At 72.4% G+C, this 26,802-nt stretch carries 21 protein-coding genes; 11 read left to right on the top strand and 10 right to left on the bottom strand.

The annotated features are described in order from the left end of the window. Positions 1-5: 5 nt before the first annotated feature. Positions 6-1,901, bottom strand: coding sequence for an ABC transporter ATP-binding protein (locus R2B67_RS09360; RefSeq protein WP_317817284.1), 1,896 nt, complete (start codon positions 1,899-1,901; stop codon positions 6-8). Beyond that, complete coding sequence (locus R2B67_RS09355; protein WP_317817283.1) at positions 1,898-3,730, bottom strand: ABC transporter ATP-binding protein; 1,833 nt, start codon at positions 3,728-3,730, stop codon at positions 1,898-1,900. The genes R2B67_RS09360 and R2B67_RS09355 overlap by 4 nt, the downstream gene beginning before the upstream one ends. Positions 3,731-3,890: 160 nt before the next feature. On the opposite strand from R2B67_RS09355, the gene R2B67_RS09350 reads away from it, so the two are divergent. From R2B67_RS09350 to R2B67_RS09335, 4 genes are all read left to right on the top strand, one after another. After that, entirely contained in the window at positions 3,891-4,808 is a 918-nt protein-coding gene (locus R2B67_RS09350) for an ABC transporter ATP-binding protein (protein WP_317817282.1), read from the top strand. A gap of 1 nt (position 4,809) precedes the next feature. Continuing rightward, complete coding sequence (locus tag R2B67_RS09345) at positions 4,810-5,610, top strand: ABC transporter permease (RefSeq protein ID WP_317817281.1); 801 nt, start codon at positions 4,810-4,812, stop codon at positions 5,608-5,610. Between the two features lie 107 nt (positions 5,611-5,717). Next, the gene (locus R2B67_RS09340; protein WP_317824811.1) at positions 5,718-7,010 is read left to right on the top strand and encodes a sensor histidine kinase; all 1,293 of its coding nucleotides are present in this window, start codon (positions 5,718-5,720) and stop codon (positions 7,008-7,010) included. A gap of 58 nt (positions 7,011-7,068) precedes the next feature. Then, positions 7,069-7,731, top strand: coding sequence for a response regulator (locus R2B67_RS09335; RefSeq protein ID WP_317817280.1), 663 nt, complete (start codon positions 7,069-7,071; stop codon positions 7,729-7,731). Here the strand turns inward: R2B67_RS09335 and R2B67_RS09330 are convergent. From R2B67_RS09330 to R2B67_RS09305, 6 genes are read right to left on the bottom strand one after another with little or no spacing between them, the layout of a single operon-like run. Beyond that, entirely contained in the window at positions 7,707-8,072 is a 366-nt protein-coding gene (locus R2B67_RS09330; protein ID WP_317817279.1) for a hypothetical protein, read from the bottom strand. The two genes, R2B67_RS09335 and R2B67_RS09330, sit on opposite strands and share 25 nt — an antisense overlap. After that, complete coding sequence (locus R2B67_RS09325; RefSeq protein WP_317817278.1) at positions 8,069-9,511, bottom strand: PrsW family glutamic-type intramembrane protease; 1,443 nt, start codon at positions 9,509-9,511, stop codon at positions 8,069-8,071. Before R2B67_RS09325 ends, R2B67_RS09330 begins: the two co-directional genes overlap by 4 nt. Beyond that, the gene (locus R2B67_RS09320) at positions 9,508-9,957 is read right to left on the bottom strand and encodes a hypothetical protein (protein ID WP_317817277.1); all 450 of its coding nucleotides are present in this window, start codon (positions 9,955-9,957) and stop codon (positions 9,508-9,510) included. The genes R2B67_RS09325 and R2B67_RS09320 overlap by 4 nt, the downstream gene beginning before the upstream one ends. Next, entirely contained in the window at positions 9,954-12,326 is a 2,373-nt protein-coding gene (locus R2B67_RS09315) for a hypothetical protein (RefSeq protein ID WP_317817276.1), read from the bottom strand. The genes R2B67_RS09320 and R2B67_RS09315 overlap by 4 nt, the downstream gene beginning before the upstream one ends. Before the next feature lie 21 nt (positions 12,327-12,347). After that, positions 12,348-13,448, bottom strand: a complete 1,101-nt coding sequence (locus R2B67_RS09310) for an alpha/beta hydrolase (protein ID WP_317817275.1) — start codon at positions 13,446-13,448, stop codon at positions 12,348-12,350. Further along, entirely contained in the window at positions 13,445-16,135 is a 2,691-nt protein-coding gene (locus R2B67_RS09305; RefSeq protein ID WP_317817274.1) for a type II toxin-antitoxin system RelB family anti-toxin, read from the bottom strand. The genes R2B67_RS09310 and R2B67_RS09305 overlap by 4 nt, the downstream gene beginning before the upstream one ends. A 67-nt stretch (positions 16,136-16,202) precedes the next feature. On the opposite strand from R2B67_RS09305, the gene R2B67_RS09300 reads away from it, so the two are divergent. Beyond that, the gene (locus tag R2B67_RS09300) at positions 16,203-16,511 is read left to right on the top strand and encodes a hypothetical protein (protein WP_317817273.1); all 309 of its coding nucleotides are present in this window, start codon (positions 16,203-16,205) and stop codon (positions 16,509-16,511) included. Between the two features lie 137 nt (positions 16,512-16,648). Here R2B67_RS09300 and glgX read toward each other — a convergent pair whose 3' ends face one another. Then, the gene (gene glgX / locus R2B67_RS09295; RefSeq protein WP_381074154.1) at positions 16,649-18,814 is read right to left on the bottom strand and encodes a glycogen debranching protein GlgX; all 2,166 of its coding nucleotides are present in this window, start codon (positions 18,812-18,814) and stop codon (positions 16,649-16,651) included. Positions 18,815-19,091: 277 nt separating this feature from the next. Between glgX and R2B67_RS09290 the strand changes: the two genes are divergently transcribed. After that, positions 19,092-20,333: a L,D-transpeptidase gene (locus R2B67_RS09290; protein ID WP_317817271.1), complete on the top strand. Its 1,242-nt coding sequence runs from the start codon at positions 19,092-19,094 to the stop codon at positions 20,331-20,333. 274 nt (positions 20,334-20,607) lie between these two features. Beyond that, a complete protein-coding gene (locus R2B67_RS09285) occupies positions 20,608-21,852 on the top strand; it encodes a L,D-transpeptidase (RefSeq protein ID WP_317817270.1) in 1,245 nt (414 codons plus the stop codon). A gap of 85 nt (positions 21,853-21,937) precedes the next feature. Here R2B67_RS09285 and R2B67_RS09280 read toward each other — a convergent pair whose 3' ends face one another. Next, positions 21,938-23,407: a hypothetical protein gene (locus tag R2B67_RS09280; protein ID WP_317817269.1), complete on the bottom strand. Its 1,470-nt coding sequence runs from the start codon at positions 23,405-23,407 to the stop codon at positions 21,938-21,940. A 254-nt stretch (positions 23,408-23,661) separates the two neighbouring features. Between R2B67_RS09280 and R2B67_RS09275 the strand changes: the two genes are divergently transcribed. The 4 genes from R2B67_RS09275 (at position 23,662) to R2B67_RS09260 (ending at position 26,783) form a co-directional block, all read left to right on the top strand. Beyond that, complete coding sequence (locus R2B67_RS09275; protein ID WP_026241053.1) at positions 23,662-24,429, top strand: enoyl-CoA hydratase/isomerase family protein; 768 nt, start codon at positions 23,662-23,664, stop codon at positions 24,427-24,429. Positions 24,430-24,689: 260 nt separating this feature from the next. Then, the gene (locus R2B67_RS09270) at positions 24,690-25,205 is read left to right on the top strand and encodes an ATP-binding protein (RefSeq protein WP_018509817.1); all 516 of its coding nucleotides are present in this window, start codon (positions 24,690-24,692) and stop codon (positions 25,203-25,205) included. A 435-nt stretch (positions 25,206-25,640) separates the two neighbouring features. After that, a complete protein-coding gene (locus R2B67_RS09265) occupies positions 25,641-26,441 on the top strand; it encodes a polysaccharide deacetylase family protein (protein ID WP_317817268.1) in 801 nt (266 codons plus the stop codon). A 126-nt stretch (positions 26,442-26,567) separates the two neighbouring features. Further along, positions 26,568-26,783, top strand: coding sequence for an EF-hand domain-containing protein (locus R2B67_RS09260; protein WP_018509815.1), 216 nt, complete (start codon positions 26,568-26,570; stop codon positions 26,781-26,783). Positions 26,784-26,802 lie beyond the last annotated feature (19 nt).

Below are 26,802 nucleotides of genomic sequence, written 5' to 3'. Positions count from 1 at the left end.
GACCCTCAGACCAGGCTGTCCTTCCACGTCCGGTGCAGCCCCGCGAACCGCCCCGTGCCGCCGATGAGTTCGGCGGGCGCGCCGTCCTCCACGATGCGGCCGCCCTCCATCACCAGCACCCGGTCCGCGATCTCCACCGTGGACAGGCGGTGGGCGATCACCACCGCCGTGCGGCCGTGCAGCACCGTGTCCATGGCGCGCTGCACCGCCCGCTCGCCGGGGATGTCCAGGGAGCTGGTCGCCTCGTCGAGGATCAGGACCGCCGGGTCCGCCAGCAGGGCGCGGGCGAAGGCGACCAACTGGCGCTGGCCCGCCGAGATCCGGCCGCCCCGCTTGCGTACGTCGGTGTCGTAGCCCTCGGGCAGCGCGGCGATGAAGTCGTGCGCGCCGATCGCCTTCGCCGCCCGCTCGATCTCGTCCGGGGTGGCGTCCGGCCGGCCGATCGCGATGTTCTCCGCGACCGTCCCGGAGAACAGGAACGCCTCCTGGGTCACCATCACCACGCCCTTGCGCAGCTCGGCCGTGGCCAGGTCCCGCAGGTCCACCCCGTCCAGCAGCACGCGGCCGTCGGTCGGGTCGTAGAAGCGGGCCAGCAGCTTGGCCAGGGTCGACTTGCCCGCGCCCGTCGAGCCGACGACCGCCACCGTGGCGCCCGCCGGGATGCGCAGGTCGAACGTGGGCAGCACCTCGCCGCCCGTACGGTAGGCGAACCGCACCCCGTCGAAGACGACCTCGCGGCCCGGGCGGCCGTCGGAGCGGGCGGGCAGCTCCTTCGGGTCCGCCGGCACCGGGACCGTCGGGGTCTGGGCCAGCAGGCCGGCGATCTTCTCCAGCGAGGCCGCCGCCGACTGGTAGGAGTTGAGGAACATCCCCAGCCGGTCGATCGGGTCGTAGAGCCGGCGCAGATACAGCACCGCCGCCGCCAGCACCCCGAGCGCCAGCGTCCCGTCGGCCACCCGGTAGGCGCCCCACAGGACCATCCCGGCGACCGCCGTGTTCGCGACCAGCCGCGAGCCGACCACGTAACGCGCCATCTCCAGCAGCGTGTCACCGTTGCGCCGCTCGTGCACGTGGTTGAGCGAGGAGAACGCGGTGTCGTTGGACCGCTCCCGGCGGAACGCCTGGACCGGCCGGATGCCGTTCATGGTCTCCGCGAACTTGACGATCACCGAGGCGATGGCCGTGGACCTGGCCCCGTACACCACGGCCGCCCGCCGCCGGTAGAGCCGTACCAGCAGATACAGCGGTACGAAGGAGAGCACGGCGATCCCTCCTATGCCGAGGTCCAGCCAGAGCAGGACCAGCCCGATCGACACGAAGGAGAGGACGACGGTGATCAGCTCCTGGAGCCCTTCGCTCAGCAGCTCCTGGAGCGATTCGACGTCCGTGGTGGAGCGCGAGATCAGCCGCCCCGAGGTGTAGCGCTCGTGGAAGTCCACGCTCAGCACCTGGGCGTGCCGGAAGATCCGGCCGCGCAGGTCCAGCAGCGCGTCCTGGTTGATGCGGGCCGAGCCCCGGATGAACGCGTACTGGAGCACGCCCGCGCCCACCGAGCAGAGCAGATAGCCGACGGCGACCGCGATCAGCGGCCCGTAGTCGTGGTCCCGGAACGCCGGGACCCCGCTGTCGATCGCGTACGCCACCAGCAGCGGGCCCGCCTGCATCGCCGCCTGCTGGAGGACCAGCATCAGCGCGGCCACCGCCACCCGGCCGCGCATGGGCCTGAGCAGGGAGAACAGGAGCGATCGGGTCGCGCCGGGGGGTGCGGGCAGGTCGTCCTGGTCGAAGGGGTCGCCGGCCACCTCCGGGGCGGGTGCGGGTGTCTGTGCCTTCTGTCCGGGCTCCGGTGCGCCGTCGTCACCTGAGGCGGTGCGCGCGGCGTCGTCGGCGGTCGTGGTCATCGGGTGCCCTCCTCGACGGGTACCTGCTGGGCGGGGTTCTCGGTGGTCAGCGGGTCGGGGCCGCCACCAGGCTCCGCCCCCGACATCAGCCACGCGTACTCCGCGTTCGACCGCAGCAACTCCTGATGCGTGCCCACCGCCGCGATCCGGCCCTCCGACAGCAGCGCCACCCGGTCCGCCAGCATCACGGTCGACGGCCGGTGCGCCACCACCACCGCCGTGGTCTCCTCCAGCACCCGGCGCAGCGCCGCCTCCACCAGCGTCTCCGTGTGCACGTCGAGCGCCGAGAGCGGGTCGTCCAGCACCAGGAAGCGCGGCCGGCCCACCACCGCCCGGGCCAGGGCGAGGCGTTGGCGCTGGCCGCCGGAGAGGCTCAGGCCCTGCTCACCGACCTCCGTGTCCAGGCCCTGGGGCAACCGGTCCACGAAGTCGGCCTGGGCCACCGCGAGCGCCCGGCGCACCTGGTCCTCGTCCGCGCCCTCGGCCCCCATCCGCACGTTCTCGCCGACCGTCGCGGAGAACAGCGTCGGCTCCTCGAACGCCACCGACACCAGCTCCCGCAGCCGCGAGCGCTCCATCGTGGCGATGTCCTCGCCGTCCAGCGCGATCCGCCCGCCGGTCACCTCGTGCAGCCGGGGGACCAGCGCGGTGAGCGTCGTCTTGCCGGAGCCCGTACCGCCCACCAGGGCCATCGTCTCGCCGGGCCGCACATGCAGGTCGATCCGGGCGAGGACCGGCGGCGAGCCCGGCTCGGCGTCCGGGTAGCGGAACTCCACGCCCTCGAACACCATCCCGGCGGGAGCCTCGGGCGCCTTCACGCGGGCGCCCGCCGTGTCCTCCTCCGCCGCGTCCATCACCTCGAAGTACCGGTCGGTCGCGGTCGCCGCCTCCTGGCTCATCGCCAGCAGGAACCCGATCGACTCCACCGGCCACCGCAGCGCGAGCGCGGTAGAGAGGAAGGCGACCAGGGTGCCCGCCGACAGCGAGCCGTCCGCCACCTGGACCGTGCCGAGCACCAGCGCCGCCCCGATCGCCAGCTCCGGGATGGTGGTGATGAGCGCCCAGATCCCGGCGAGCAGCCGCGCCTTGCCCAGCTCCGTGGAGCGCAGCCGTTGCGAGAGCGCTTTGAACGCCTTCGCCTGGCTGCGGTGGCGGCCGAAGCCCTTGACGATCCGGATGCCGAGCACGCTCTCCTCGACGACCGTGGTCAGATCGCCGACCTGGTCCTGCGCCTTGCGCGCCACCAGCGAGTACTTCGTCTCGAACACCGAGCACAGGATGATCAGCGGCACCGCGGGCGCCAGCAGCACCAGACCGAGCGACCAGTCCTGGGCGAACAGGATGAGGAAACCGACCAGGATCGTCGCCGCGTTGACGACCAGGAAGGTCAGCGGGAACGCCAGGAACATCCGCAGCAGCATCAGGTCCGTCGTCCCGCGCGACAGCAGCTGGCCCGAGGGCCACCGGTCGTGGAAGGCCACCGGAAGCCGTTGCAGATGGCGGTAGAGGTCGGCCCGCATCGACGCCTCGACCCCGGCCAGCGGACGCGCCACCAGCCACCGCCGGAACCCGAACAGCACGGCCTCCGCGATCCCGAGCAGCAGCAGATACAGCGCGCCCAGCCACACGCCGCCCGGGTCCCGGTCGGCGACGGGCCCGTCCACCATCCACTTCAGGATCAGCGGGATCACCAGCGACAGACAGGACGCCAGGATCGCCACGAAGGCGGCGGTGAGGAGACGGACCCGTACCGGGCGGACATAGGGCCACAGACGCAGGAGGGAGCGCACGGCGGACCGGTCCGTGTGCTCTGCAGGCTTTTGGGGCATCAGAACCGACTCTACGTTTCACCACTGACATCGGTCCTCCCCATTTCGGCCGGGGCCCGCCTGGTCCCGGGGTCGTAGGCCCGGGTCAACCGATCGGTCGATGGAGCGTCGAGCGTGATGACGGATACCGCCCGCCGCCGCCCGCCGGAACCCTGGGGGCATGGCAATCATCGAAGTCAACGAGGTGCGCAAGACCTACGCGGGCCGCCACGTGGTCGACGGCGTCTCCTTCTCCGTCGAGGAGGGGGAGATCTTCGGCATCCTCGGTCCCAACGGGGCGGGCAAGACCACCACCGTCGAGTGCGTGGAGGGGCTGCGCATCCCCGACGCGGGCACGATCAAGGTCGCCGGGCTCGACCCCGTCGCCGACCACGACCGGGTGACGCGGCTGCTCGGCGCCCAGCTCCAGGAGAGCGAGCTCCAGGCCAAACTGACCGTACGGGAGGCGCTGGAGCTCTACGCCTCCTTCTACCCGGCCCCCGCCGACTGGCGCCCGCTCGCCGCCCGGCTCGGCCTCGACGAGAAGCTCTCCACCCGCTTCGCCAAGCTCTCCGGCGGCCAGAAGCAGCGGCTGTTCATCGCCCTCGCCCTGATCGGCGACCCGAAGGTCGTCGTCCTCGACGAGCTGACCACCGGCCTCGACCCGCGGGCCCGCCGCGACACCTGGAAGCTCATCGAGGAGATCCGCGACGGCGGGGTGACCGTCCTGCTCGTCACCCACTTCATGGAGGAGGCCCAGCGCCTCTGCGACCGGATCGCCGTCATCGACCGGGGGAAGGTCGTCGCCCTGGACACCCCGGCCGGGCTGATCCGGCAGGCCACCGGCTCCACGGTCATCTCCTTCGTGCCCTCTCCCGCGCTCACCGGCCCCGACCTCGCCAGGCTCACCGCGCTGCCCGGCGTCGCGTCCGTGACCCCGCCCGACCGCGAGGGGGCGCTCACGGTGCACGGCACCGACGAGACGGTCACCCCGTTCGTCTCCCTGCTCGCCGGACTCGGCGTCACCGCCCGGCGGCTGCGCATCACCGAGACCAGCCTCGACGAAGCCTTCCTCGACCTCACCGGACAGGACGCCTGACATGCAGACCGAGACCACCACCGCACCGGCCACCGCCCCCGGGCCCCGCGCCGCCCGGCGACGCGCTCCGGCCACCGCCGTCCTGATCGCCGAGACCCGGCTCTTCCTCCGCGAACCGGGCAACCTGTTCTGGATCTTCGCCTTCCCCTCCGTCCTCCTGGTGATCCTCGGCTTCATCCCCGCCTTCAAGGAGGCGCGGGACGACCTCGGCGGACGGCGCGTCATCGACCTGTACGTCCCCATCTCGATCCTGCTCGCCATGATCACGGCGGCGGTCCAGGCGATGCCGCCCGTGCTGACCGCCTACCGCGAGCGCGGCATCCTGCGCCGGATGTTTGTCACTCCGGTGCGGCCCTCCGCTCTGCTCTCCGCCCAGATCCTGCTGCACGGAGCGGCCTGCCTCGCCTCCGCGCTCCTCGTCACCGCCGTCGGCCGGATCGCCTACGGGGTCGCGCTGCCCGAACAACTCCCCGGCTACCTGCTGGCGCTGCTGCTCGCCGTCGCCGCCGCGCTGACCCTGGGCTCCATGATCTGCGCCGTGTCCCGAACGGCGAAGGCGGCCACCGCGTTCGGCACGGGCGCCTACCTCGTGATGATGTTCAGCGCCGGGGTGTGGCTGCCCGTCCAGGCGATGCCCGACGCCCTGCGGCGCATCGTCGAGATCACCCCGTTCGGGGCCGCCTCCCAGGCGTTGGAGCAGGCCGCGTCCGGGAGCTGGCCGGGCTGGATCCACCTGGGGATCCTCGCCCTGTGGACCGTCGTGATGGGAGTCGCCGCGAGCCGATTGTTCCGGTGGCAGTGAGCGCGGGCGTGAGCGTGGGTGTGGGCGTGGGTGAGGACGCGGGCGTGCGTGTGGGCGGGGCGGAGACGGCCCTGGTGGACCCGGTGCGGCCGGGGGAGACTGCCCGTATGACGTCCTCGCCCCGCCGCTTCCCCTCCGTACCGGGACCGGCGGCCCCCGTCACGGCCGAGCAGCGCTGGGAGCAGTTCTACCGGTACGGGCCCTACGCCGTCCTCACCCTCGCCGTCCTGGTCGGCGCCGTCGCCGCCGACCTGATCATGACCCGCACCGAGATGTACGCGGCCGGGGCCCTGGCCGTCGCCGCGTACGGGCTCCAGATCTGGTGGGGCCGGGCCCGCCCGCGTACCGCTCCGGGAGCCCCGGCCGGGGTGGCCTACTACACCGTGCGGACCCTCCTCGCCTTCGCCCTGTCCTGGCTGAACCCGTTCTTCGCGATCTACGCGGCGCTCAGCTACTTCGACGTCGAGCCCCTGCTGCCCAAGCGCTTCGTCCGCGCCGGGCTGCTCACCACCGCCGTCACCCTGGCCGGTTCGCAGAGCGGCGGCCTGCCGCCCGCCTCCCTGATGAACTGGGTCGCCTTCGCCGTCCTGTACGTCGTCAACGCCACCCTCGCCCTCTTCTTCTGGCAGGTCGGCCTTCGGGAGGAGGAGAAGGCGCGGGTCCAGGCCGCGACCATCGCCGAGCTGGAGCGCACCAACCTCCGGCTGGAAGCGGCCATGGCGGAGAACGCGGCCCTGCACGCCCAGCTCCTCGTCCAGGCCCGTGAGGCAGGCGTCGACGACGAGCGGCGCCGGCTCGCCGCCGAGATCCACGACACCCTCGCCCAGGGCCTCACCGGGATCATCGCCCAGCTCCAGGTCGTCACCTCCGTCACGGACCGCGATCCGCAGACCGCCCGCGTCCACCTGGAGAAGGCCGCCGCCCTCGCCCGCCACAGCCTTGGCGAGGCCCGCCGCTCCGTCCACAACCTGGCCCCCGTCGCCCTGGAGCACGACGAACTGACCGGCGCCCTGGAGAAGACGGTCGCCACCTGGGCCGAACAGCACCGCGTACGGGCCGACTTCACCGTCACCGGCACCGCCGAACCCGTTCACGACGAGGTCGCCGCCACCCTCCTGCGCATCGCGGGCGAGGCCCTGGCCAACGCGGGCCGCCACGCCGGGGCCTCCCGGGTCGGCGTGACGCTCTCCTTCATGGACGACGAACTGACCCTGGACGTACGGGACGACGGCCGCGGCTTCGACCCGGGCGCCGCCGCACCGGCCGACCGCACCGGCGGCTTCGGCCTCGGGGGCATGCGGGCCCGCGCGGAACGCATCGCGGGCACGGTGGAGGTGGAGTCGGAACCGGGCGGGGGCACGGCGGTCTCGGCCCGGGTTCCCCTGGTCAGGCACGCGTGACCGGCTGTACGGCGGCTCTGGCCAGGCAGCCACGACCGGCCGTACGGTGATCCCTGCCATGACCGAGAACCCCGAGCACACCCCCGAACGCACCATCACCGTGGTCCTGGTCGACGACCACCCCGTCGTCCGCGACGGCCTGCGCGGCATGTTCACCGCCGAACCCGGCTTCGACGTCCTCGGCGAGGCGGCCGACGGCGTCGACGCCCTCGCCGTGGTCGAACGCCACGACCCGGACGTGGTCCTGATGGACCTGCGGATGCCCGGCGGCGGGGGAGTGGCCGCCATCGCCGAGCTGACCCGGCGCGGCGCCCGTTCCCAGGTCCTGGTGCTGACGACGTACGACACCGACTCCGACACGCTCCCCGCGATCGAGGCGGGCGCCACCGGCTATCTGCTCAAGGACGCCCCGCGCGAGGAGCTGTTCGCCGCCGTCCGTGCCGCCGCCGACGGCCGCAGCGTCCTGTCGCCCGCCGTCGCCTCCCGGCTGATGACCCGGGTCCGTACGCCCACGGCCCCCGCCGACGCGACCCTCTCGGCCCGCGAGCGCGAGGTGCTGGTGCTGGTGGCGAAGGGCACGACGAACCGGGAGATCGCCGCCGAACTCTTCATCAGCGAGGCGACCGTGAAGACCCACCTCACCCACATCTTCGCCAAGCTCGGCACCAAGGACCGGGCCGCGGCCGTGGCCGTCGGCTACGACCGGGGCATCCTCGGCTGACCCGTACGCGACGGACCGTCGCTTCCCCCTTCGCTTTCCTCGCCCTCCTGGCCTGGTCCGGCCGCGAAGCCCGCGTCCACGAGCGCCAGGTCCGCCTCCGTGGTGGTCCGCCGGCGCTGCTTCGCCAGAGCAAGCCAGGCCAGCGCCGCCAGGACCACGACGATCCACACCACGGCGGACGCGACGCCGGCGGTCTCGGTGGGGCAGGCCCCGCTGGGCAGCGCCCGGCCGCCCCGGTAGTCGGGCGCCGCGCACTGGGCGAACGCCTGCCCCGGCGCTGCGAGGAGGAGGACCAGGGCGGTGGGCCCGGCGACGAGCCCGGCCCGAGAGATCCGGGTCATGAGGAGACTCCCTGGTCGATGGGGAATGTCGGATTCGGGGAGAGCGGCGGATGCGTGGTGAGCGGCGGCAGGCCCTTCAGCTGCCGCACCTCATCGCTCCGCTGCGGCAGCGGGTCGTGCAGGAGCCTCAACTGGGCCTGCTGGAGGCGGATCAGGTGCCGCAGCCCCGCCGTCCCGTCGCGTCGCCAGACCGCGAGCTCCAGCAGCAGCCGGCGCCCCGGTGAGAGCAGCAGGCCGCCCTCGGCCGGTGTCACGGCGCCCGTTCCGCTCGCCGTCTCCACGGGCAGCGCCGCGCGCAGCACCGCCACCTGATCGCGTAGTCCCCGCCGCAGCAGCAGGAGGCAGAGAACCACGAAGGGGCCCGCGGCGACCAGGGTGACCAGCGGCACCCCGACCAGCACCCCCAGCGTCTCGGCACCGGAGAACAGGTCCCGGCGCCGGCGGTCCAGCAGCGGCATGAGGGTGTCGAACAGCAGGTGCCCGCCGAACGCGGCCAACAGTCCGCTGAGGCACAGGGACACCCTGCCCCGCCCGGGCCCCGCCCGCAGCGCGGCCCCGAACCCCGCCCCCGCCAGCCCGCTGAAGACGGCGTGCACGGTCAGCAGGCCCACCACCTGGCGGGTCCAGAACTGTGCCGCCGGCTGGCCCGGTTCGATCTCGGCCATGTAGCGCACGGTCTCGGTGAGGTTCAGGCCGATACCCGAGGCCGCCCCCAGGACGAGGCCGGAGACCACCCCGTCCACGTACCGCCGGAAGACCAGCAGGACGAGTGCGACGCCCGCCGCCTTGCCCACCTCGGAGAAGAAGTCGGCGTTCAGGGCGAACAGCGCCAGCAGGGTACGGATCGAACCCGCCGGCCGCTCGAAGTCCAGCAGGTAGCCGCCCGCGTACCAGCCGAACCACATGCTCATCACGATGGCGAACCCGGACCCGACCAGGGCGCCCCACGCGAAGGCCAGCAGCGTCAGACGCGCCGGGAGCCGCAGGTACAGCTGGACCCGGTGCACGGCGAGCAGGGCCACGGCGGAGGTGGCCAGGCACAGCAGCGCGGTGAGGGGAGCCCCCGCGAGCGTGTCGAGCGCCATCACGGCGTACGGCAGCAGCAGCACGGTCAGGATGGCCGCCCGGCAGACCCGCACGACGCGCACGCGGCCGGCACGCGTGGCGCCGTACAGCACCGCCGCGAGCACCAGGGCGACGCCCCAGCCCGAGTACAGCAGCACGCGGGTCAGCCGGAGGGCGGGGGGCTGGGGCAGCAGATAGATCCTCATCCACGGCAGGGGCGACGTGATCTCCGGTGCTGCCCAGTACAGCACCTGTGCCGTCGCGAAGGCCGCGGAGAGGACGAGTGCGATGCCCAGAGCGATGTGCCAGGGGCGCCGGAACGGGTCCGGCGGGCGGGGCGGGGGTGAGGGGACGACGGAGTCGGGCGAGGTCATGGGGTACCTCCCTGCGGGGCGGGCCCGGGGGGTGCGGTGGGGAAGTCTGTGGGGAAGTCGGAGGGCAGACCCGTCGGGAAATCCGTGGGGAAGTCCGAGGGCAGACCGGTCGGGAAGTCCGTGGGGAAGTCGGAGGGCAGACCCGTCGGGAAGTCCGTGGGGAAGTCCGAGGGCAGCTCCGTCGGGAAGTCCGACGGCAGCTCCGTCGGCCATCCCGAGGGCGGTGGGGCCATGCCCGGGCGGGACGGCATGGTCGGCATCCTCTCCGGCAGCGGGATCGGCGGGTCGTTCGTGAATCCCACGAGGGCACCGAGCACGATCGCGGCCGCCCCGAGGCCGCCCACGACCGCCATGAGCCGCCGCGGCGGCTGCCGATCCGGGCCGGGGCTGTCGGGACGGTCAGGGTGCCCGGCCGGATCGGGCGGTTCAGGGCCGAAGTAGCTCATCGGGACCTCCGAGTACGTGACCACAGGGGCGAGCGCGGAGCCGACGCGACAGCGCGGCGGAGAGGACTGGCACCGGCGCCGTTGAGGCGGCGTCTGCGCCACCACAGCAATCCGGCGACGGGCACCAGGAGCGCGGGCAGGAGACGCAGGGCCAGAGCGGAGTTCGACAGCCCGCCGGCCGGCTCGCCCAGTCCGGCGGCCTGCCGGGGTGTGGGCGCGCCGAGCCACGCCGTCCGGCCCGTCCCCGGTGTGTCCGACGCGCGCAGCGACCGCTCCACCTGCGCGGCGAACTCCGCCGACGGGGCGTTGCGCATCGGCACCCGGGTGAGGTCCACACCGCCGTACGTGTAGGTGGTGACGTACTCCGCGTTGCCCCGGGTGGCGCGCCGGGTGACCTTGAACTCGCCCTTGGTGTAGGACCGTACGAACGCGTCGAACGTGTCGGTGGGCTTCCACGACGTCTTCGTCCGCCAGGCGTCCGCGTCGCCGCGGTCGATCAGCGAGCCGTAGGTGGTCTCCCTGGTCCGGCTGAGGGTGCGGTACCACTCGGCAGCGACCCGGGCCAGGTAGACGCGGCGCAGGTCGGCGTAGTCGCGGTCGGTGTTGATGGCCTTCTTCAGCTTGGAGAGCACCAGGTCGCGGTAGACCCGTTCGTTGTGCTCCTCGTCGGCCTTGCTCCGGCGCGGGCAGCTCTGGCCTGCCGTCACGCCCCGGGACTTGAGGTACTGGGTCTCCATCTTCACGTCCAGGGGCGCGTCCAGGATGTACAGCTTGTCGCCCTGCTGGTGTACGGAGGCGGGTGCGGGGACGATCCAGGTGCGGAACGACAGGCACTGCCCCTTGATGCGGTTCCACAGGTCCTTGCCCGCCCCGGTGTCGGGGTGGATCAGCTTGCCCACGGTCTTCTTCATGAGCAGGTCCGCCTGGAGCAGCACCCGGCCCGCGTCGGTGGTGCCGAGATCGCGGTCGACGATGCGGTCGGGCTCGTCGGGGTTGAGGTTGACCCAGAAGTCCTGGGGGCGCAGCGACAGCCAGACGAAGAAGGCGTCCGAGCTGAGGGTGGCCGCGCTCAGGCCGGTGCTGGTCCGCGCGTCGCCGCGCCACGGGTCGCGGCCCGCCTCGAAGGCGTACTGCAGACCGCTGCCGTCGCCCGGGTCGGCGAGGTAGCGCAGCTCCATGGAGGTGAAGTCGATGCCTCCGGGGTCCATGGCGGAACCCGCGAGCGCCTGGCCGAGCCCCGTCGCCGTGGCGCCGGGCCGTACCCGGTCCTCCTCCTCGGCCTCGCCGCAGGGCGCGGCGGCGCGGAGCGCCATCACGGGCGCCGCCACTCCGGGCGCGCCGCGGCCCGGGGGCCGTCCGGCGGAGGACGAGGGCGGGCACCTGCGGGTGGCGTCGGTGCGGAACATCCCTACGAGAGCGCTGACGGTCTTGTCCCGGTCGGAGTCGGCCAGTGTCTTGACCTGGTCCAGGGCGTGGCCGAGCTGCTGCTTCGTCTTGGCGTTGAGCAGGGAACGGTCCTCTTCCAGGCGCTCATCGACCTGCTTCTTCAGTTTCGTGCGCTGCCGCGGTGTGGCGTCACTTGCGTCGATCTGCGCGAATCGCTGTGCTCTGAGTTCCATCGCCCGCGTGGAGAGCCCGTACGGCCAGCCGAATCCCGTCGGCAGGGACCGGGGGTGCAGGTGGGAGCACCCCCGCTCGCATTGCTGGCGCTCCGAGGTGGAGTAGAGGCGCGCGGCATCCGGGATCTTGTGGGCGGTACGGAGCTGATCGAGCAGCACCTCGGAGTGGATGGACTTCTCCTGCGTGGTGCCCCCGTCCCTCTCACCGGAGAGGACGTTCAGCGTGCTCATGGCGATGAGCTGGGGGCCGGATTCCTTCCGGATCCGGGCGACCGCCTTCGGGTCGAGGAACGCCGCCACCGAGTCGAGCCGCACCAGGGAGAAGCGCCAGAACTGCCCGTCGAGATTGGGCTCGACGGTGTCGTTCCGCATCTCCTCCCACGTCTTGAAATCCACCAGGGTGGGGTCGATGAACTCCACGGCCCCGTTGCGGTAGTTGGCGAAGGCGTCTTCGGCGGCTGCCTTCTGGCCCTTGGCCAGCAGCCCGCGGTAGAGCTCCTGGCGCAGGTCGGCCACGGGCAGGAGCAGGGGGTGCAGCAGGGGGTTCTCGACGCCCTTCAGCCGGGACAGGTTCAGCCCGTCCGCCGCCCCGGGCGGGCGTACGTCGCTTCCTGGCGGGGCCGGCTTGGGCGTGGGGGCCGCCTGGGCGTCGGGGACCGTACCCCCGCCGACGAGGGCCAGGGCGAGCCCCAGCACCGCCAGCAGGTGTCCCGCCCGGGTGAGGCGCGCGTGAACACGTGGTTCAGGCATGGTTCTTCTTCTCCCGGGGGGTCAGCCGGCGGACGCGAACGCTGCCGTGAGACGCGGGACGTAGTCGGTGAAGGCCGGAGCCCAGCAGCCGTAGTTGTGCCCGCCGTTGCAGGTGGACGAGAGCGAGCTGCCGTCGCCGTAGTTCACCAGGCGGCTGGGGATCTTCAGCTGGTCCAGGCGGGACTTGACGGTGGTGGAGGCCGCCGCGGTGTGGACGTCGATGAGGTCGTTGTCGCCCGTGTAGAGGGTGATGCCGGTACGGGACAGCTTGGCCAGGTTCGACGGCGCGGCCGGGTCGACCGCGTTCCACACCCGGTCCGCCCCGAAGACCGGGTACGGGGAGCCGAAGATCGCGTCGCTGTCCACGTAGGGGCCGTATCCGGTGCACTCGCCGGAGCCGGAGGAACTGGAGGAGCTGCTCACCGCGCACCAGGCGCCCGTGACGTTGAGCTCGGTGGCCAGGACGGCGGCCCGGACCTGCCACAGGCCGAAGTCGATGCCGCCCGAGAGCGCGGCCACGTGGCCGAACAGGTCGGGGCGGGCCTGGGCGTAGTGCAGCGCGCCGAAGCCGCCCATGGAGAGGCCGACGACGGCCCGGTGGTCCCGGTCGGCGCGGGTGCGGAGGTTGGCGTCGATGAACGGCACGACCTGGGTGAGGTGGAAGGTCTCCCAGTTCGCCTTGCCCTCCGCGGTGTTCTGCATCACCCAGTTCGCGTACCAGCCCTTCAGGCCGCCGTCCGGCACCACGGTGATCATCGAATCCGAACGCAGCGCGGGGGCGGCCACGACGTCGTTCACGGTGCCGCCGCCTCCGTGCAGGAAGTACGTGACCGGCCAGCGCCGGTCGGGGTCGCTCCCGTACCCGGAGGGCAGCAGGACGCGGATCGTGTGCTTCCCGGACAGCTGGCCGGTGGTGACGGTGAGGGTGAGGTCGGTGGGGCTGTGCACCTCCGTCCCGCCGGGCACCACGGTCAGGCCGTGGCCGTCGGTGAACACCGGGACGGAAGCAGAGACGGCGGTCGAGAAGAGGGCGGCCGGGGCCGTCGCGTGCGCGAGGCCGGCACCCGTCAGGGGAGCGAGCGCGAGGACCGCGCCGATCGCGGTGAGGCGCAGGGACTTCATCGGGAACCTTCGGTCGAGGGTGGTTCGCGAGGCGGTGGCCGCCGGGAACCGGACGGTTCGATGCTGGTGTCCCGTACGCCGGGCCGACAGGCCAAACGACCGGCCATCGCTGACCGGTCGAACGCGGTGGGGGCGAAGTCCGGGTGCCGCTCGCGGAAGACCCGTCCCAGATGGTGCTGGAGCCGGGCATGACGGAACTGGTAGACCGCCCCGGTCTGGCGGAGCACCCCGCGGCGGTAGGCGTCGTCCAGGAAGGCCGCGGGGTCCCAGGGGAGGCGCCCCGCCAGCGGCAGCCAGATGCGCGCGAGCACGAGCCACTGGCCCCACGCGGTGAAGGTGAGCACGTACGAGGCCGCGCCGCCGAGTCCGCAGGCGGCCCCGAACAGCACGCTGTCCGCCACCTCCCAGTGGAGCGGCCCCATCACCCCGCGGAGCAGCTCGACGATCAGGTATCCGCCGACGGCGATGGTCACGCTCAGGGCCGGTGCCAGGATGAGGAACTGCCGGGCGGCCGTCGCCCGGTTCGCGGCCAGCAGACTGACGGGCGTGGCCGCCGTATGGACGTCCACCGGCGCTTCGAGCAGCCCCATGGCACCGAAGACGAGGCCACCGGCCGAGCCGAAGATGAGCCCGAAGATCACCATGTTGGGCAGGGTGCCGACGACGACGTCCTGATCGAGCAGCGGTATCCGCTGGACCAGCGCCCGTTCGAGGGTGAGGGCGCACGCGCACCCGAAGCCCGCCACCGTGCCGCCGAGCAGACCTTGCACGGAACGCAGGGCCACGGAGCGCAGCGGCCGGTGGACGGGACCACCGTGTGCGAAACGCAGCGTGAGCCGGACCCGGGTCGGTTCGAAGGCCTCCCCGCTGTACCGGTCGGTGAGCGCGTAGACTGCGCCGAAGGTGAGACCGGCGGCCGGCCCCATCAGGAGCCCTTGCAGCAGCACCGCCCCGAGGGTCAGCGGGTTGAGCAGCAGCCCGACGATCCAGACCGCCAGCGTGACGCTCACGGCGGTGGCCAGGGTGAAGGCCCAGGTCCGCGACCAGCGCGACAGCGAACGGCCCAGCCGCCACCACGCCAGGTCCTGCCGCTCGTGGTCGAGGCGGACCAGGTGGTGCGCGAGGTGGCCGAGCCGCCGCTCGGCCTTCGCGGGATCGGCGTACGGGGTCTTCGGCCGCCGTCCCCCGGAGTCCCGCTCCGGGGCGCGGCGCCGGTAGACGGCCGGTACGAACCCCGCCAGCAGGTGTTCCTCCAGGCTCCGGACCGAGGGGAAGCGGACGGGGTCCAGCAGTTCGGCGGGGTCCCGCGACGCGCTCTCGCTGTACAGCGTGCGGGCCAGGACGACCATGAGGGGCGTGGCGAGCACCGCGGCCAGCCGGGTCGCGGCCGGCCGGGTGGGCGCCGGGCCCCCGCTGCCCTCGCCATCTCCGCTGCCCTCGCTGTCCCCGCTGTCCCTGCTGTCCCTGCTGTCCCCGCTCCCGCGCAGCTCCGCGAGGACGGCGTCCCACATCGACCCTCGCGCGGCCGGTGCCTCGGACAGGTCGTCGTCGGCCCGGCCCACGGCGCGGGCGGTGCGGGGCAGGTAGTCCGCCAGGTCGTCGGGGGTGAGGTCGGTGAGCTCCACCGCCCCGGCCCAGACGAGCGGGGACCGCGCCGCCCGCACCGCTTCGGCGTACTCCTCGCGCCGGCTGGTGAGGACGAGCGGTAAGGAGGACGCGTTGAGCGCGTCCAGGGCCTCGGGCCGCAGCCCTTCGGCGATCTCGTCGAAGCCGTCCAGGACCGGGAGGACCAGATCGGCGTCGATGAGCGCGGCCGCGAGCGTCGCCCCGCCGGACGAGCGGCGGGAGAGATGCGGGTGGTCCCGCAGCAGCCGGCCGATCATCCAGTCCCGCAGCGCAGTCGCCGACGGGTCCCAGGAGCCGACGCTGAAGATCACCGGGACCCGCCCGTACGGGGCCGCCGGATCGAGCAGATCGAGGGCCAGCCGGATCGTCAGGACCGACTTGCCCGACCCGGCCCTGCCGAGCACCACCAGCCGCCCGGAGGGGATCCTGCGGTAGACGTCGGCGGTGCTCCTCAGGTCCCCTTCGAGATCGACCCGGCCCAGCTCCTCACCCGGTCCGAGCCGCTGGATGTTCTCCGCCCGGTCCACCAGGGCCGCCGGTGCGGAGGTCCACCGCACGGGCAGCGGAAAGGGGTCGTGGACGCGCCGCTGCTCCTCCTCGCGGCGCCAGCGGCGCCGGACCTCGGTCGCCAGGTCCCGTACGGCGTCGGCGAGCGCCTCGGGGACCGGCGGTGCCCGGTGCCCCGGCTCGCGCCCGGCCGGGACGGGGCTTGGCGACGAGGCTCCGGCCGGGGCGGGGCTCTGCGACAAGGCTCCGGGCGGGGCGGGACCCGGCGACGACGCACCGGGCGGGTCTGCGGCTGCGGTCCCGGGCCCCGTGCCTGACCCGGGGTCCGCCGGGCCGCCGGCCAGGGTCGCCGCCAGCAGGAGCCGGTCGCCCTCGCCGAGCTCCAGCGCGTCGGCGAGGCGGTTCAGCGTGTCCGTGCGGTGGCTCATGGACCCGCCGCTCTCCAGCCGGCGAATGGTGCGCTCGCTGACCCCGGACCGGTGCGCCACCTGCTCCTGCGTCAGGTTCGCCCGGTCGCGCAGCCTGCGCAGCAACGTGCCGACGTTCTCCGCCATCCGCCCACTCCCCCCGTTCGGCGGCGGAGAGCCTACCGGTGCCCGGCCGGCGCCCCACCGGCCATCGATGGCCGGTGGCCTGACCTGGCCGGTCACCCTCACCGGGACCACCGTGGACGGGAACAGCCCCCGGCCGCCCGGAGAAAGACAGGGAATCGACGTGACCAACCGCTACTGGTGCGGCGAATGCGACTTCAGGACCCTCTGGCTGGAGAAGGCGGAGGGGCAGCGCCAACTGGTCGGCCACTACGCCCGCAAGCACCCGGGTACGCCCCTGGGGGGCCACGTCGAGAACCGGGGGGCCGCGTTCCGTACGCGAATGGGCTGCCTGTTCCTGGCGGCGGCCGCGGCGGCCGTGGCCGTGTGGCGCCGCTGACCCGAAACGGCACCCGCGCGCGCCGACGGGAGCGCCGCCGGCGCCGACGGGCCATGGCTGAAATGGCCTGATCCGGCTGGTCGAGCTCCGCCGAATCCCGCGCTACCGGGGCCGGCGACCGGCTTCCGCGCCGCCCCTCAGGCCGTCACCCGCAGCAGCAGCACCGAGCGGGCCGGGACGGTCAGCTCCGTACCGCCTTCGAGGACCGTGCCGGGCGGTTCGGCCTGGTCCTCCCGGGAGGTGTCCAGGACCAGTTCGTACGCCGCCGCCCACGGGGCTCCCGGCAACTCGAAGGCCACCGGTTCCGCGCCCGCGTGCAGGACGGCGAGGAAGCTGTCGTCGGTGACCGGCTCGCCCCGCGCGTCCCGCCCCGGGATGTCCCGGCCCGAGAGGTAGAGGCCGAGCGTGGCGGCGGGCGCGTACCAGTCGCCCTCCGTCATCTCCCGGCCGTCCCGGGTGAACCACGCCAGGTCCCGCAGCCCGTCCGGCGCCTGGGCCCGGCCGGAGAAGAACGCGCGGCGGCGCAGCACCGGATGGGTCTGGCGCAGCTTCAGCACCCGGGCCGTCAGCTCGGTCAGCTCCCGCCATTCGGGCTGTTCGAGCAGTGACCAGTCCAGCCAGCCGATCTCGTTGTCCTGGCAGTAGGCGTTGTTGTTGCCGCCCTGCGTCCGGCCCATCTCGTCGCCCGCCACCAGCATCGGCACCCCGGTGGAGAGCAGCAGCGTGGTGAGCAGGTTGCGGAGCTGGCGGCGGCGCAGCGCGTTGATCTCCGGGTCGTCGCTCTCGCCCTCGGCCCCGCAGTTCCACGCCCGGTTGTCGCTCGTCCCGTCCCGGTTGCCCTCCCCGTTGGCCTCGTTGTGCTTGTGCTCGTAGGAGACCAGGTCGCGCAGGGTGAACCCGTCGTGCGCGGTGACGAAGTTGACCGAGGCGTACGGGCGGCGGCCGCCCCACGCGTACAGGTCGCTGGAGCCGGTCAGCCGGTAGCCGAGATCCCGTACGTCGGGGAGCGCGCCGCGCCAGAAGTCCCGTACGGCGTCCCGGTAGCGGTCGTTCCACTCGGTCCAGAGAGGAGGGAAGGCACCTACCTGGTAGCCGCCGTTGCCCACGTCCCACGGCTCGGCGATCAGCTTGACCCGGCGCAGCACCGGGTCCTGGGCGATGACCGCGAGGAACGGGGAGAGCATGTCGACGTCGTGCATCGAGCGGGCGAGCGCCGCCGCCAGGTCGAAGCGGAAGCCGTCGACGCCCATCTCGGTGACCCAGTAGCGCAGCGAGTCGGTGATGAGCCGCAGCACCTGGGGCTGGACGACGTGCAGGGTGTTGCCGCAGCCGGTGTAGTCGGCGTAGCGGCGGGGGTCGTGCTGGAGGCGGTAGTAGCCGCGGTTGTCGATGCCGCGCAGCGAGAGCATCGGGCCCAGCTCACCGGCCTCGGCGGTGTGGTTGTAGACGACGTCGAGGATGACCTCGATCCCGGCGCTGTGCAGGGCGTGCACCATCCGCTTGAACTCGCCGACCTGCCCGCCCGCCGAGCCGGAGGCGGAGTAGTCGGCGTGCGGGGCGAAGTAGCCGATCGAGTTGTAGCCCCAGTAGTTGTGCAGCCCGCGCCGCAGCAGATGGTCCTCGTGGGCGAACTGGTGGACCGGGAGGAGTTCGACGGCCGTCACTCCGAGCCGCGTCAGGTGGTCGATCGCGGCCGGGTGCGCGAGCCCGGCGTACGTGCCGCGCAGCTCGGGCGGGATGTCCGGGTGGAGCTTGGTGAAGCCGCGTACGTGGAGTTCGTAGATGACCGAGTCCGCCCACGGGGTCTTGGGGCGGCGGTCCTCCACCCAGTCGTCGTCATCGTGGACGACCACACCCTTGGGGACGTACGGAGCCGAGTCCCGGTCGTCGCGCACGGTGTCGGCGACATGCTGGTCCGGCCAGTCCCTCATATGGCCGTACACCTCGGGTGGCAGGGTGAAGGTGCCGTCGACCGCACGGGCGTACGGGTCCAGGAGCAGCTTGGCCGCGTTCCAGCGGGCGCCCGTCCACGGGTCCCAGCGGCCGTGCACCCGGTAGCCGTACCGCTGACCGGCCCGGATGCCCGGCACGAAACCGTGCCAGATCTCGTGGGTCAGCTCGGTGAGCGGGCAGCGGGTCTCGTTGCCGTCCTCGTCGAAGAGGCACAGCTCGACCGCCTCGGCCCCGCCCGCCCAGAGCGCGAAGTTGGTGCCCGCCACCCCGTCCGGACCGACCCGGAAGCGGGCCCCGAGCGGCATAGGCGCCCCGGGCCACACGACGGGCGCGCGGGGCTCGGCGCGCACGGCCTCCGTACCCGTGACCTCCGTACGTACGGTGACGGGCGCGGCCCGCCCGGATGGCTGACCGGGCTCCACCGCCGTCCCGGCCGGTTCCTGTACTGCCTCCTGCTCGGCTGCGCTCGACACCGTGTCGCCTCCCGCGGCTCATGAGGACGGGCACCGGAAAGGGGGCGCGCGACGTCCCGGCCGCGGCCCTCTCCTGGTAGTCCTTCCCTCTGTTCTGCCCACCGCGGGCCCCACACTCACGTTTCCCCCGAGCGGCCCTGGTCGTTGGGGGAGCGTGAACCACGCAGCGAAGAGCGCACGGGCGGGCTCGGCCGCCGTGCTGACATGCGCAGGACTGCTCACCATGCTGGTCCTGCTGACCGGATGCACCGATACGAGAGAGGCCCTGCTCAACGGCAAACCAGGCTCTCCCAACGATGTGATCAGCATCTTTCCGGAGGACGGGGCGAAGGAGGTCGACGCGGAGACCCCGATCCGGGTGAAGATCCCCGACGGCCGGCTGGAGAGCGTCAAGGTGATGCGGATCGAGGACGCCCAGCAGCAGACGGTGGCCGGGCGCATCGCGAAGGACGGCCTCTCCTGGAACCCGGATCCCGGCGCGGCCCGGCTCGCGCTGGCCGCGAAGTACAGCGTCGACGCGGTGGCGGTGGACGCGTCAGGACAGCGCTCGGCCCGCCACGCCACGTTCACCACCCTCGTCCCCGAACACCGCTTCATCGGCTACTTCAAGCCGGAGAACCGGTCCACCGTGGGCACGGGCATGATCGTCTCCTTCTCCTTCAGCCGGCCCATCGCCGACCGGGCGGCCGTGCAGAAGGCCATCCGGGTGACCGCGGAACCGGCGGTGGAGGTCGTCGGCCACTGGTTCGGCAAGGACCGCCTCGACTTCCGCCCCCGTACGTACTGGAAGCCGGGCACCGAGGTCACCGTCGACATCGGACTGCGGGACGTGGAGGGCGCGCCGAAGGTCTACGGCAGCCAGGACAAGACGGTCACGTTCACCGTCGGGCGCTCCCAGGTCTCCCTGGTCGACGCGGAGGCCAAGACCATGGAGGTGCGCCGGGACGGGGAGCTGGTCAGCACGGTCCCGATCACCGCGGGGGCCCCGAAGACGACCACGTACAACGGGAAGATGGTCGTCTCCGAGATGCACGAGGTGACCCGGATGAACGGCGCCACCGTCGGCTTCACGGACAAGAAGGGCAAGGGCGAGTACGACATCAAGGACGTCCCGCACGCCATCCGGCTCACCACCTCCGGCACCTTCCTGCACGGCAACTACTGGGCCGACGAGGAGGTCTTCGGCGAGGAGAACGTCAGCCACGGGTGCATCGGGCTGCGCGACGCGAAGGGCGGCAGCGCCACCACGCCGGGCGGCTGGTTCTTCGACCGGACCCTGATCGGGGACGTGGTGGAGGTCGTCAACTCCCAGGACAAGAAGGTCGCTCCGGACAACGGGCTCAGCGGCTGGAACATGGGCTGGAAGAAGTGGAAGGCGGGCTCCGCCCTGCGCTGACCCCTGGCGCCCGGCGCCCCTGTCCTGCGCCGACCCCCGGCGCACGGCGCCCTTGTCCTGCGCTGACCCCCGGGTGCGGCGCCCCTGCCCCGGGGGCGCCCCGCACCCCGCCCCACCTGCACGGCTCTCCCCGCCACTTGGGACGGAACGGTGACATTCCGGAGGGGATCCACCCCGCCCACGGTGTGATTATCTTGCCGTGGAGCGCGTATGAGCAGCGCGCGGGGGATGCGGGCCATGGCAGTGCCAGGCCCAGCGAGGGGAGACGACCACAGTGAACGTGCAGCCGATATCGGGGGCATCGGCCGGGGCGGGCAGGAAGCGGCGCGGCGGATCGGGGCCACTGGCCCTGGCCCTGGGCGCCATGCTGTTGCTGGTGACGGCGTGCGGCGGGGACGCGGAAGCGGGAAGCAAGGGCGGCGGCAAGGCCGGCGCGAAGGCGGAGGACACCACGGCCTCGCAGGCGGTGGTGACGATCGCGCCGGAGGACGGCGCGGAGTCGGTGGCGACCAGCGGCGCGCTGAAGATCACCGCCGCTCAGGGCAAGCTGACCACGGTCAAGGTCGCCGACCCCAAGGGGAACGCGGTCGCGGGCGAGATCGCGGCCGACGGCGCGAGCTGGGTGCCGGAGCGGCACCTCGCCGCCGCCACCAAGTACGCGGTGCACGCGGTCGCCAAGGACGCCAAGGGCCGTGAGTCGGCGAAGGACACCACCTTCACCACGCTGGTGCCGGAGAACACGTTCATCGGGCACTACACGCCCGAGGACGGCTCCACCGTCGGGGTCGGCATGCCGGTCTCGATCAACTTCACCCGGGGCATCACCGAGCCGGCCGCGGTGGAGAAGGCCATCAAGGTCACCGCCGAGCCGGCCGTCGAGATCGAGGGCCACTGGTTCGGCAACGACCGCCTCGACTTCCGCCCGGAGAAGTACTGGGCGCCGGGCACCAAGGTGACCGTGGAGCTCCACCTGGACGGCGTGGAGGGACGGCCGGGGGTCTACGGCAAGCAGGCGAAGACGGTGTCGTTCACCATCGGCCGCAGCCAGGTCTCCACCGTCGACGCGAGCACTAAGCGGATGAAGGTCGTCCGTGACGGCAAGCTGCTCAAGGACATCCCGATCTCCGCGGGCGCCCCGGCGACGACCACGTACAACGGTCAGATGGTCATCAGCGAGAAGCTCAAGGTGACCCGGATGAACGGCGACACCGTCGGCTTCGGCGGCGAGTACGACATCAAGGACGTGCCGCACGCCATGCGGCTCTCCACCTCGGGGACCTTCCTGCACGGCAACTACTGGGGCGCGTCCTCGATCTTCGGCTCCACCAACACCAGCCACGGCTGTGTCGGTCTGCGCGATGTGCGCGGCGGCTACGACAACCAGACCCCGGCGGCCTGGTTCTACAACAGGTCGCTCATCGGTGACGTGGTCATCGTGAAGAACTCCAAGGACAAGCAGATCCAGCCGGACAACGGCCTCAACGGCTGGAACATGGACTGGGAGGAGTGGAAGAAGTAGGACTGCCATCCTGCGACTTCCCGGCTGGACCCCAGCTGGACCCCGGCGGGCCCGGTGCCGTGACCTACGGCACCGGGCCCGCTGTCTACCGCCCGCCGCGGGGCACGGTGCCCGGCGCCTCGGCCGTCTCCACCGAGAGCCAGTGCTCCGAGACCTGGTGGTGCTCGCCACCCGCGTAGCCGAGGATGTAGAGGATGTGCCCGGCCTGGTCCGGCAGGACGTCTTCGAGGACGAACGTCCCGTCCTCGGCGACCGGGACCGGCGGCAGGTCGCCGACCTCGGAGCCGTTCATGCGCAGGACCGTGATCTTCGGTGCCTCGGTCGGCTCAAGACCGTCCAGGTCCAGCCGTCCGGTCACCCGGAACGGGCCCCCGGCGACCGCCGGGCCGTGTGCCACGTCCACGATGCGCGACGGGGCAAGGGCCTCCCGGGTCTGAATCGTGTGCAGCCAGAACTTCGTGCCCGCCTCGTCGGAGGTCACGACGAAGAGCTGTTGTCCGTCCCCGGAGAACTCCATGCCCCGCGGGACCACACGGTGGCCGGCCCCCTCGTCCTCGAAGCTGATGCGCAGCGGCTGCCGCTCGACCGACGGGTCGGCGAACGCCAGGGTCAGGTCGGCCGTATCGCCCGAGGCCGCACCGCCCTGGGCGAACCACTTGCCGTCCGGGCTGAAGGCGACGGCCGTGGGTGCCACGCCCTGCGGCAGCGGCGCGTAGGGGTTCTCGCGGAAGCGGGCGTCCTGGCTGTCGAGCAGCACCGTCCCCCGGACTCCGTCGGCGACCGCGAGGACGGAGCCGTCCGCGGAGAAGTCGGCGTCCCGGAAGTCCATGCCCGGGCCCGTGCCGTCCTCGCCGAACCGGCGCTCGCCCAGGAACTCCAGCACGTTCCCGTCCGCCCCGTCCGTCACCCGGTAGATCCCCAGGTCGGGGTCGTCGGTCGGGGACCAGCGCTCCGGAGCGGTCACCAGCAGACCTCCGGGACCGCCCTCCAGATGGACCTCGGTGCCCGTGTACATGACCACCCCGGCCGGGGCGTCCGCCGATGCCGCGGCGACGCTGACACTTCCCTGCGCACCGGTGCAGTCCTCGGGCGACGCGGCCGGCCGGCTGGTGAAGAACAGCCGCCCACCGGTGTGCACCAGCTCCCGGCCACAGCCGTCGGCCGGAGCGGGAACCGGGGCGAGGGGGGACAGGGACCCGTTCTCATGGGCGTAGCTCGCGACGTGGTCCGACTGCCCGGCGTAGAGCTTCGAGCCGTCCGGTGCCACCGCGACGCCGGACAGCGGAGCGGCCCCGTAAGCCCTCGCGACGGCGGGCCCCACGCCCCCGTAGAGGACACCGGCCACCTCGCCGTGGCGTGATCCGTCCGGATCGACCCGGTCACCGGCGATCCACACGCGCCGACTGGCCTCGTCCACCGTCATCTGGGTGAACGAGGCGGCCGACAACTCCATGCCCGGCCCCGACGGCACCACGGCGGCCGTCCCGGTCCCTTCGGTCGCCGACGCGGTACTGGTGGCCGCCGTCAGCGCCGACCCGGCCAGCACACCCGTCATGAGCACCGCTGTCAGCCTGCGGCCGCTTCTTCCTAACGTGTTGCTCAACTCTGATCCCACCCCGATGTCGGAGCGCCACCGCGGATCGGCGGCGCTCGTGTGGATACAGAAGCGTCATCGACCGGTTGAGACAAGCACTTTGTTGCACGGGGGCCGGGGACGGGGGCCGGGGGCCGGGGGGCCACATCGTTCCTGCCCGTGCTGTGACCGACGGCACCGGGTCCGGTCGCGTTAGCAGTGGTTAACCTGCCTGCATGACTGTGACTCTCGAAGTACGCGACAACGTCGGAACCATCCGGCTGGACCGGCCGCCGATGAACGCCCTGGACGTGGCGGTCCAGGACCGGCTGCGGGAGCTCGCCGAGGAGGCCACCCGGCGCGAGGACGTGCGCGCGGTGATCCTCTACGGCGGCGAGAAGGTGTTCGCGGCCGGTGCGGACATCAAGGAGATGCAGGCGATGGACCACACGGCGATGGTCGTGCGGTCCAAGGCGCTCCAGGACTCCTTCACCGCCGTCGCCCGGATCCCCAAGCCCGTCGTCGCCGCCGTCACCGGGTACGCGCTCGGCGGCGGCTGCGAACTGGCCCTCTGCGCCGACTTCCGCATCGCCGCGGACAACGCCAAGCTCGGCCAGCCGGAGATCCTGCTCGGGCTGATCCCGGGCGCCGGCGGCACCCAGCGCCTGGCCCGGCTGATCGGCCCGTCCCGCGCCAAGGACCTCATCTTCACCGGCCGTATGGTCAAGGCGGAGGAGGCCCTGACGCTCGGTCTGGTGGACCGGGTGGTGCCCGCCGCCGAGGTCTACGAGCAGGCGCACGCCTGGGCCGCCCAGCTGGCGAAGGGGCCCGCGCTGGCGCTGCGCGCGGCCAAGGAGTCGGTCGACGCGGGGCTGGAGACGGACATCGACACCGGGCTCACCGTCGAGCGGAACTGGTTCGCCGGGCTGTTCGCCACCGAGGACCGCGAGCGCGGGATGCGCAGCTTCGTGGAGGAGGGCCCCGGGAAGGCGAAGTTCCTCTGATTTTCTTCCAGCGCTTTTCCCGGATGCACTCCTGACGCGGGTTCATCCCTCCGAGCGGATTATCCGGGCCTTAAGGCAACCTTAAGGCCCGGTGCCGTATCCCTCGGGGCAATCCCGCCCGGGCCGCGCATCGCCGCAGCTCAACGAGGCCCCGAAGCGCCTCGTTCTGCCTCCGGCATATGCCAACTGCCCTGTGCGGAATAGGGTGTTCCGGGGGGCGGATTCCCTCGGAACGGCCCCGGAGTGCGAATTCTGCGTCCATGATGGTGGGCATGGCGGGCCTGGAGGGTGTGGATCAGCCGCGACCGCGCAGCAGCGCGACCGCGGCACGCTGGACGTCGGGTATGGATGACGAACAGGCGTTCAAGGCGCTGGAGTTGTTCGGAAATCCGACCGAGGGGGAAGTCCGGCTGCCGTCGCGGCCGGAGTCCGCGGCGACCGCGCGGCGACTCACCTCCTGTGTGGTGCTCCGGCAGTGGGCCCTCTCGCCGCAGACCGCCGAGTACGCGGTGCTCCTCGTCTCCGAGCTCGTCGGCAACGCGGTGCGCCACACCGGCGCCCGCGTCTTCGGGTTACGGATGGTGCGCCGCCGGGGCTGGATCCGGATCGAGGTGCGGGATCCCTCGCGCGGACTGCCGTGCCTGATGCCGGTGCGCGAGATGGACATCAGCGGGCGGGGGCTCTTCCTCGTCGACAAGCTCTCCGACCGGTGGGGGGTGGATCTGCTGCCGCGCGGCAAGACCACCTGGTTCGAGATGCGGATCTCCGACCGCTGATCCGGCCGCTGACCGGACCCGCTGACACGTGCCGGACGCACAGAAGCCCCCGGTCGGCCGTGGTGCGGCGCTGCGGGGGCTTCTGTGGGGGCCGTGAAAGGTGGGGTGTGTTCACGGCCGCTTACGACGACCTGGGCCCGGGTCAATGGGGGTCGTGGATCCGACTATGGCAGACGGGCGACCTCGGTGCCAAAGATGCACTTCGGGTGATTCTCGGGCCAATCGGTCATTTCTTAGCTGAATCACAGGTGGGATCGGTCACTCGCCTGGCTTTCCATGCATTCTTATGGCGCGGCGTGAATGATTCATAGATCATTCCGACAATCGGTCAATCGGGATGTTTCGCCCGTTCCGCCTCTACTGTGTCCCGGGGAATCCGGAGATCCGGGGAATCCGGGAAAACCGGGGACGCTGTGGAACGCGAGGTGGTCGGGGATGGACGGACGCAGGGCGCCGATGCGCCGCCGCGACGCGCTGGGCACCGGCGCCGGGCTCCTCGCGGCGGCTTTCGCGGCGGGCTGCGCGAGGAGCCCCGGGGGTGCGGCGGCCGTGGCCGGCGGGGCGCCCGCGCCCTCACCCCCGTACGCCTCCACCCCGGCGCCCACCGCCGCACGCGCCCCGCGCCGCTTTCCCGGCCTGCCCGTCCGCATCACCCACGGCCCCCGCGACCGGCCCCGCGTCGCCCTCACCTTCGAGGGCCGCGGCGACCCCGGCCTCGCCACCGCCGCGCTCACCCGGATCGAACGGGCCGGCGCCCGGGTCACCGTCCTCGCCGTCGGCAGCTGGCTCGACGCACACCCCTCCATGGCCCGCCGGATCCTCGACGGCGGCCACGAGATCGGCAACCACACCCAGAACCACCGCGACCTCGCCGCCCTCGACGAGCGCGCCGCGTACGAGGAGATCACCGCCTGCGCCCGGCGGCTGCGCCGGCTCACCGGCTCCATCGGCACCTGGTTCCGCCCCTCGCCCGGCCCCGACGCCACCCCGCTCGTCCAGCACCTCGCCCGGCGGGCCGGCTACCCGCACGTCCTCTCGTACGACGTGGAGTCGCTCGACCACGCCGCGACCGGCGTACCGGCCGTCCTGCGCAAGGTGACGGGCGAGCTCCGGCACGGCTCCGTGGTGGGGCTGAGCCTCGCCCGGCCCGTCACCGTCGCCGCGCTGCCCCTGCTTCTCACCGAGATCGAGCGGCGCGGGCTGCGCGCGGTGACGGCCACGGAGCTGCTGAGCTGACGTCAGGGCCGGTGCACCAGGGGCCGCCGGCTCCCGGCCCCGGCCCCCGCCCCGGCCGCCGCATCCGTCACCCGTACGGCCGGATAATCTGATCCCGACATTCGGCACCACGAAGGGGCGGGAACAGTGGCGGACATCGAGTCGGCGCGGACGGTATTCGAGAAGTTCGACGCGAACGGCGACGGTCTCATCACGGCCAACGAGTACAAGAGCGCGATGGCGCAGCTGGGCGACCCGTTCGTCACAGAGACGGTGGCCCAGGCGATCATCAACGCCCACGACGGCAACGGTGACGGCCTGCTCACCTTCGACGAGTTCTGGGCCGCGCAGAACAAGGCCTGAGCCGCGACGGGACCCCCGG

The sequence above is a fragment of the Streptomyces cyaneofuscatus genome (genome assembly GCF_033109485.1).
Taxonomy (GTDB): Bacteria; Actinomycetota; Actinomycetes; order Streptomycetales; family Streptomycetaceae; genus Streptomyces; species Streptomyces cyaneofuscatus.
Note: the sequence above shows the minus strand (reverse complement) of the source record. Positions and strands in the feature narration are given on the sequence as shown.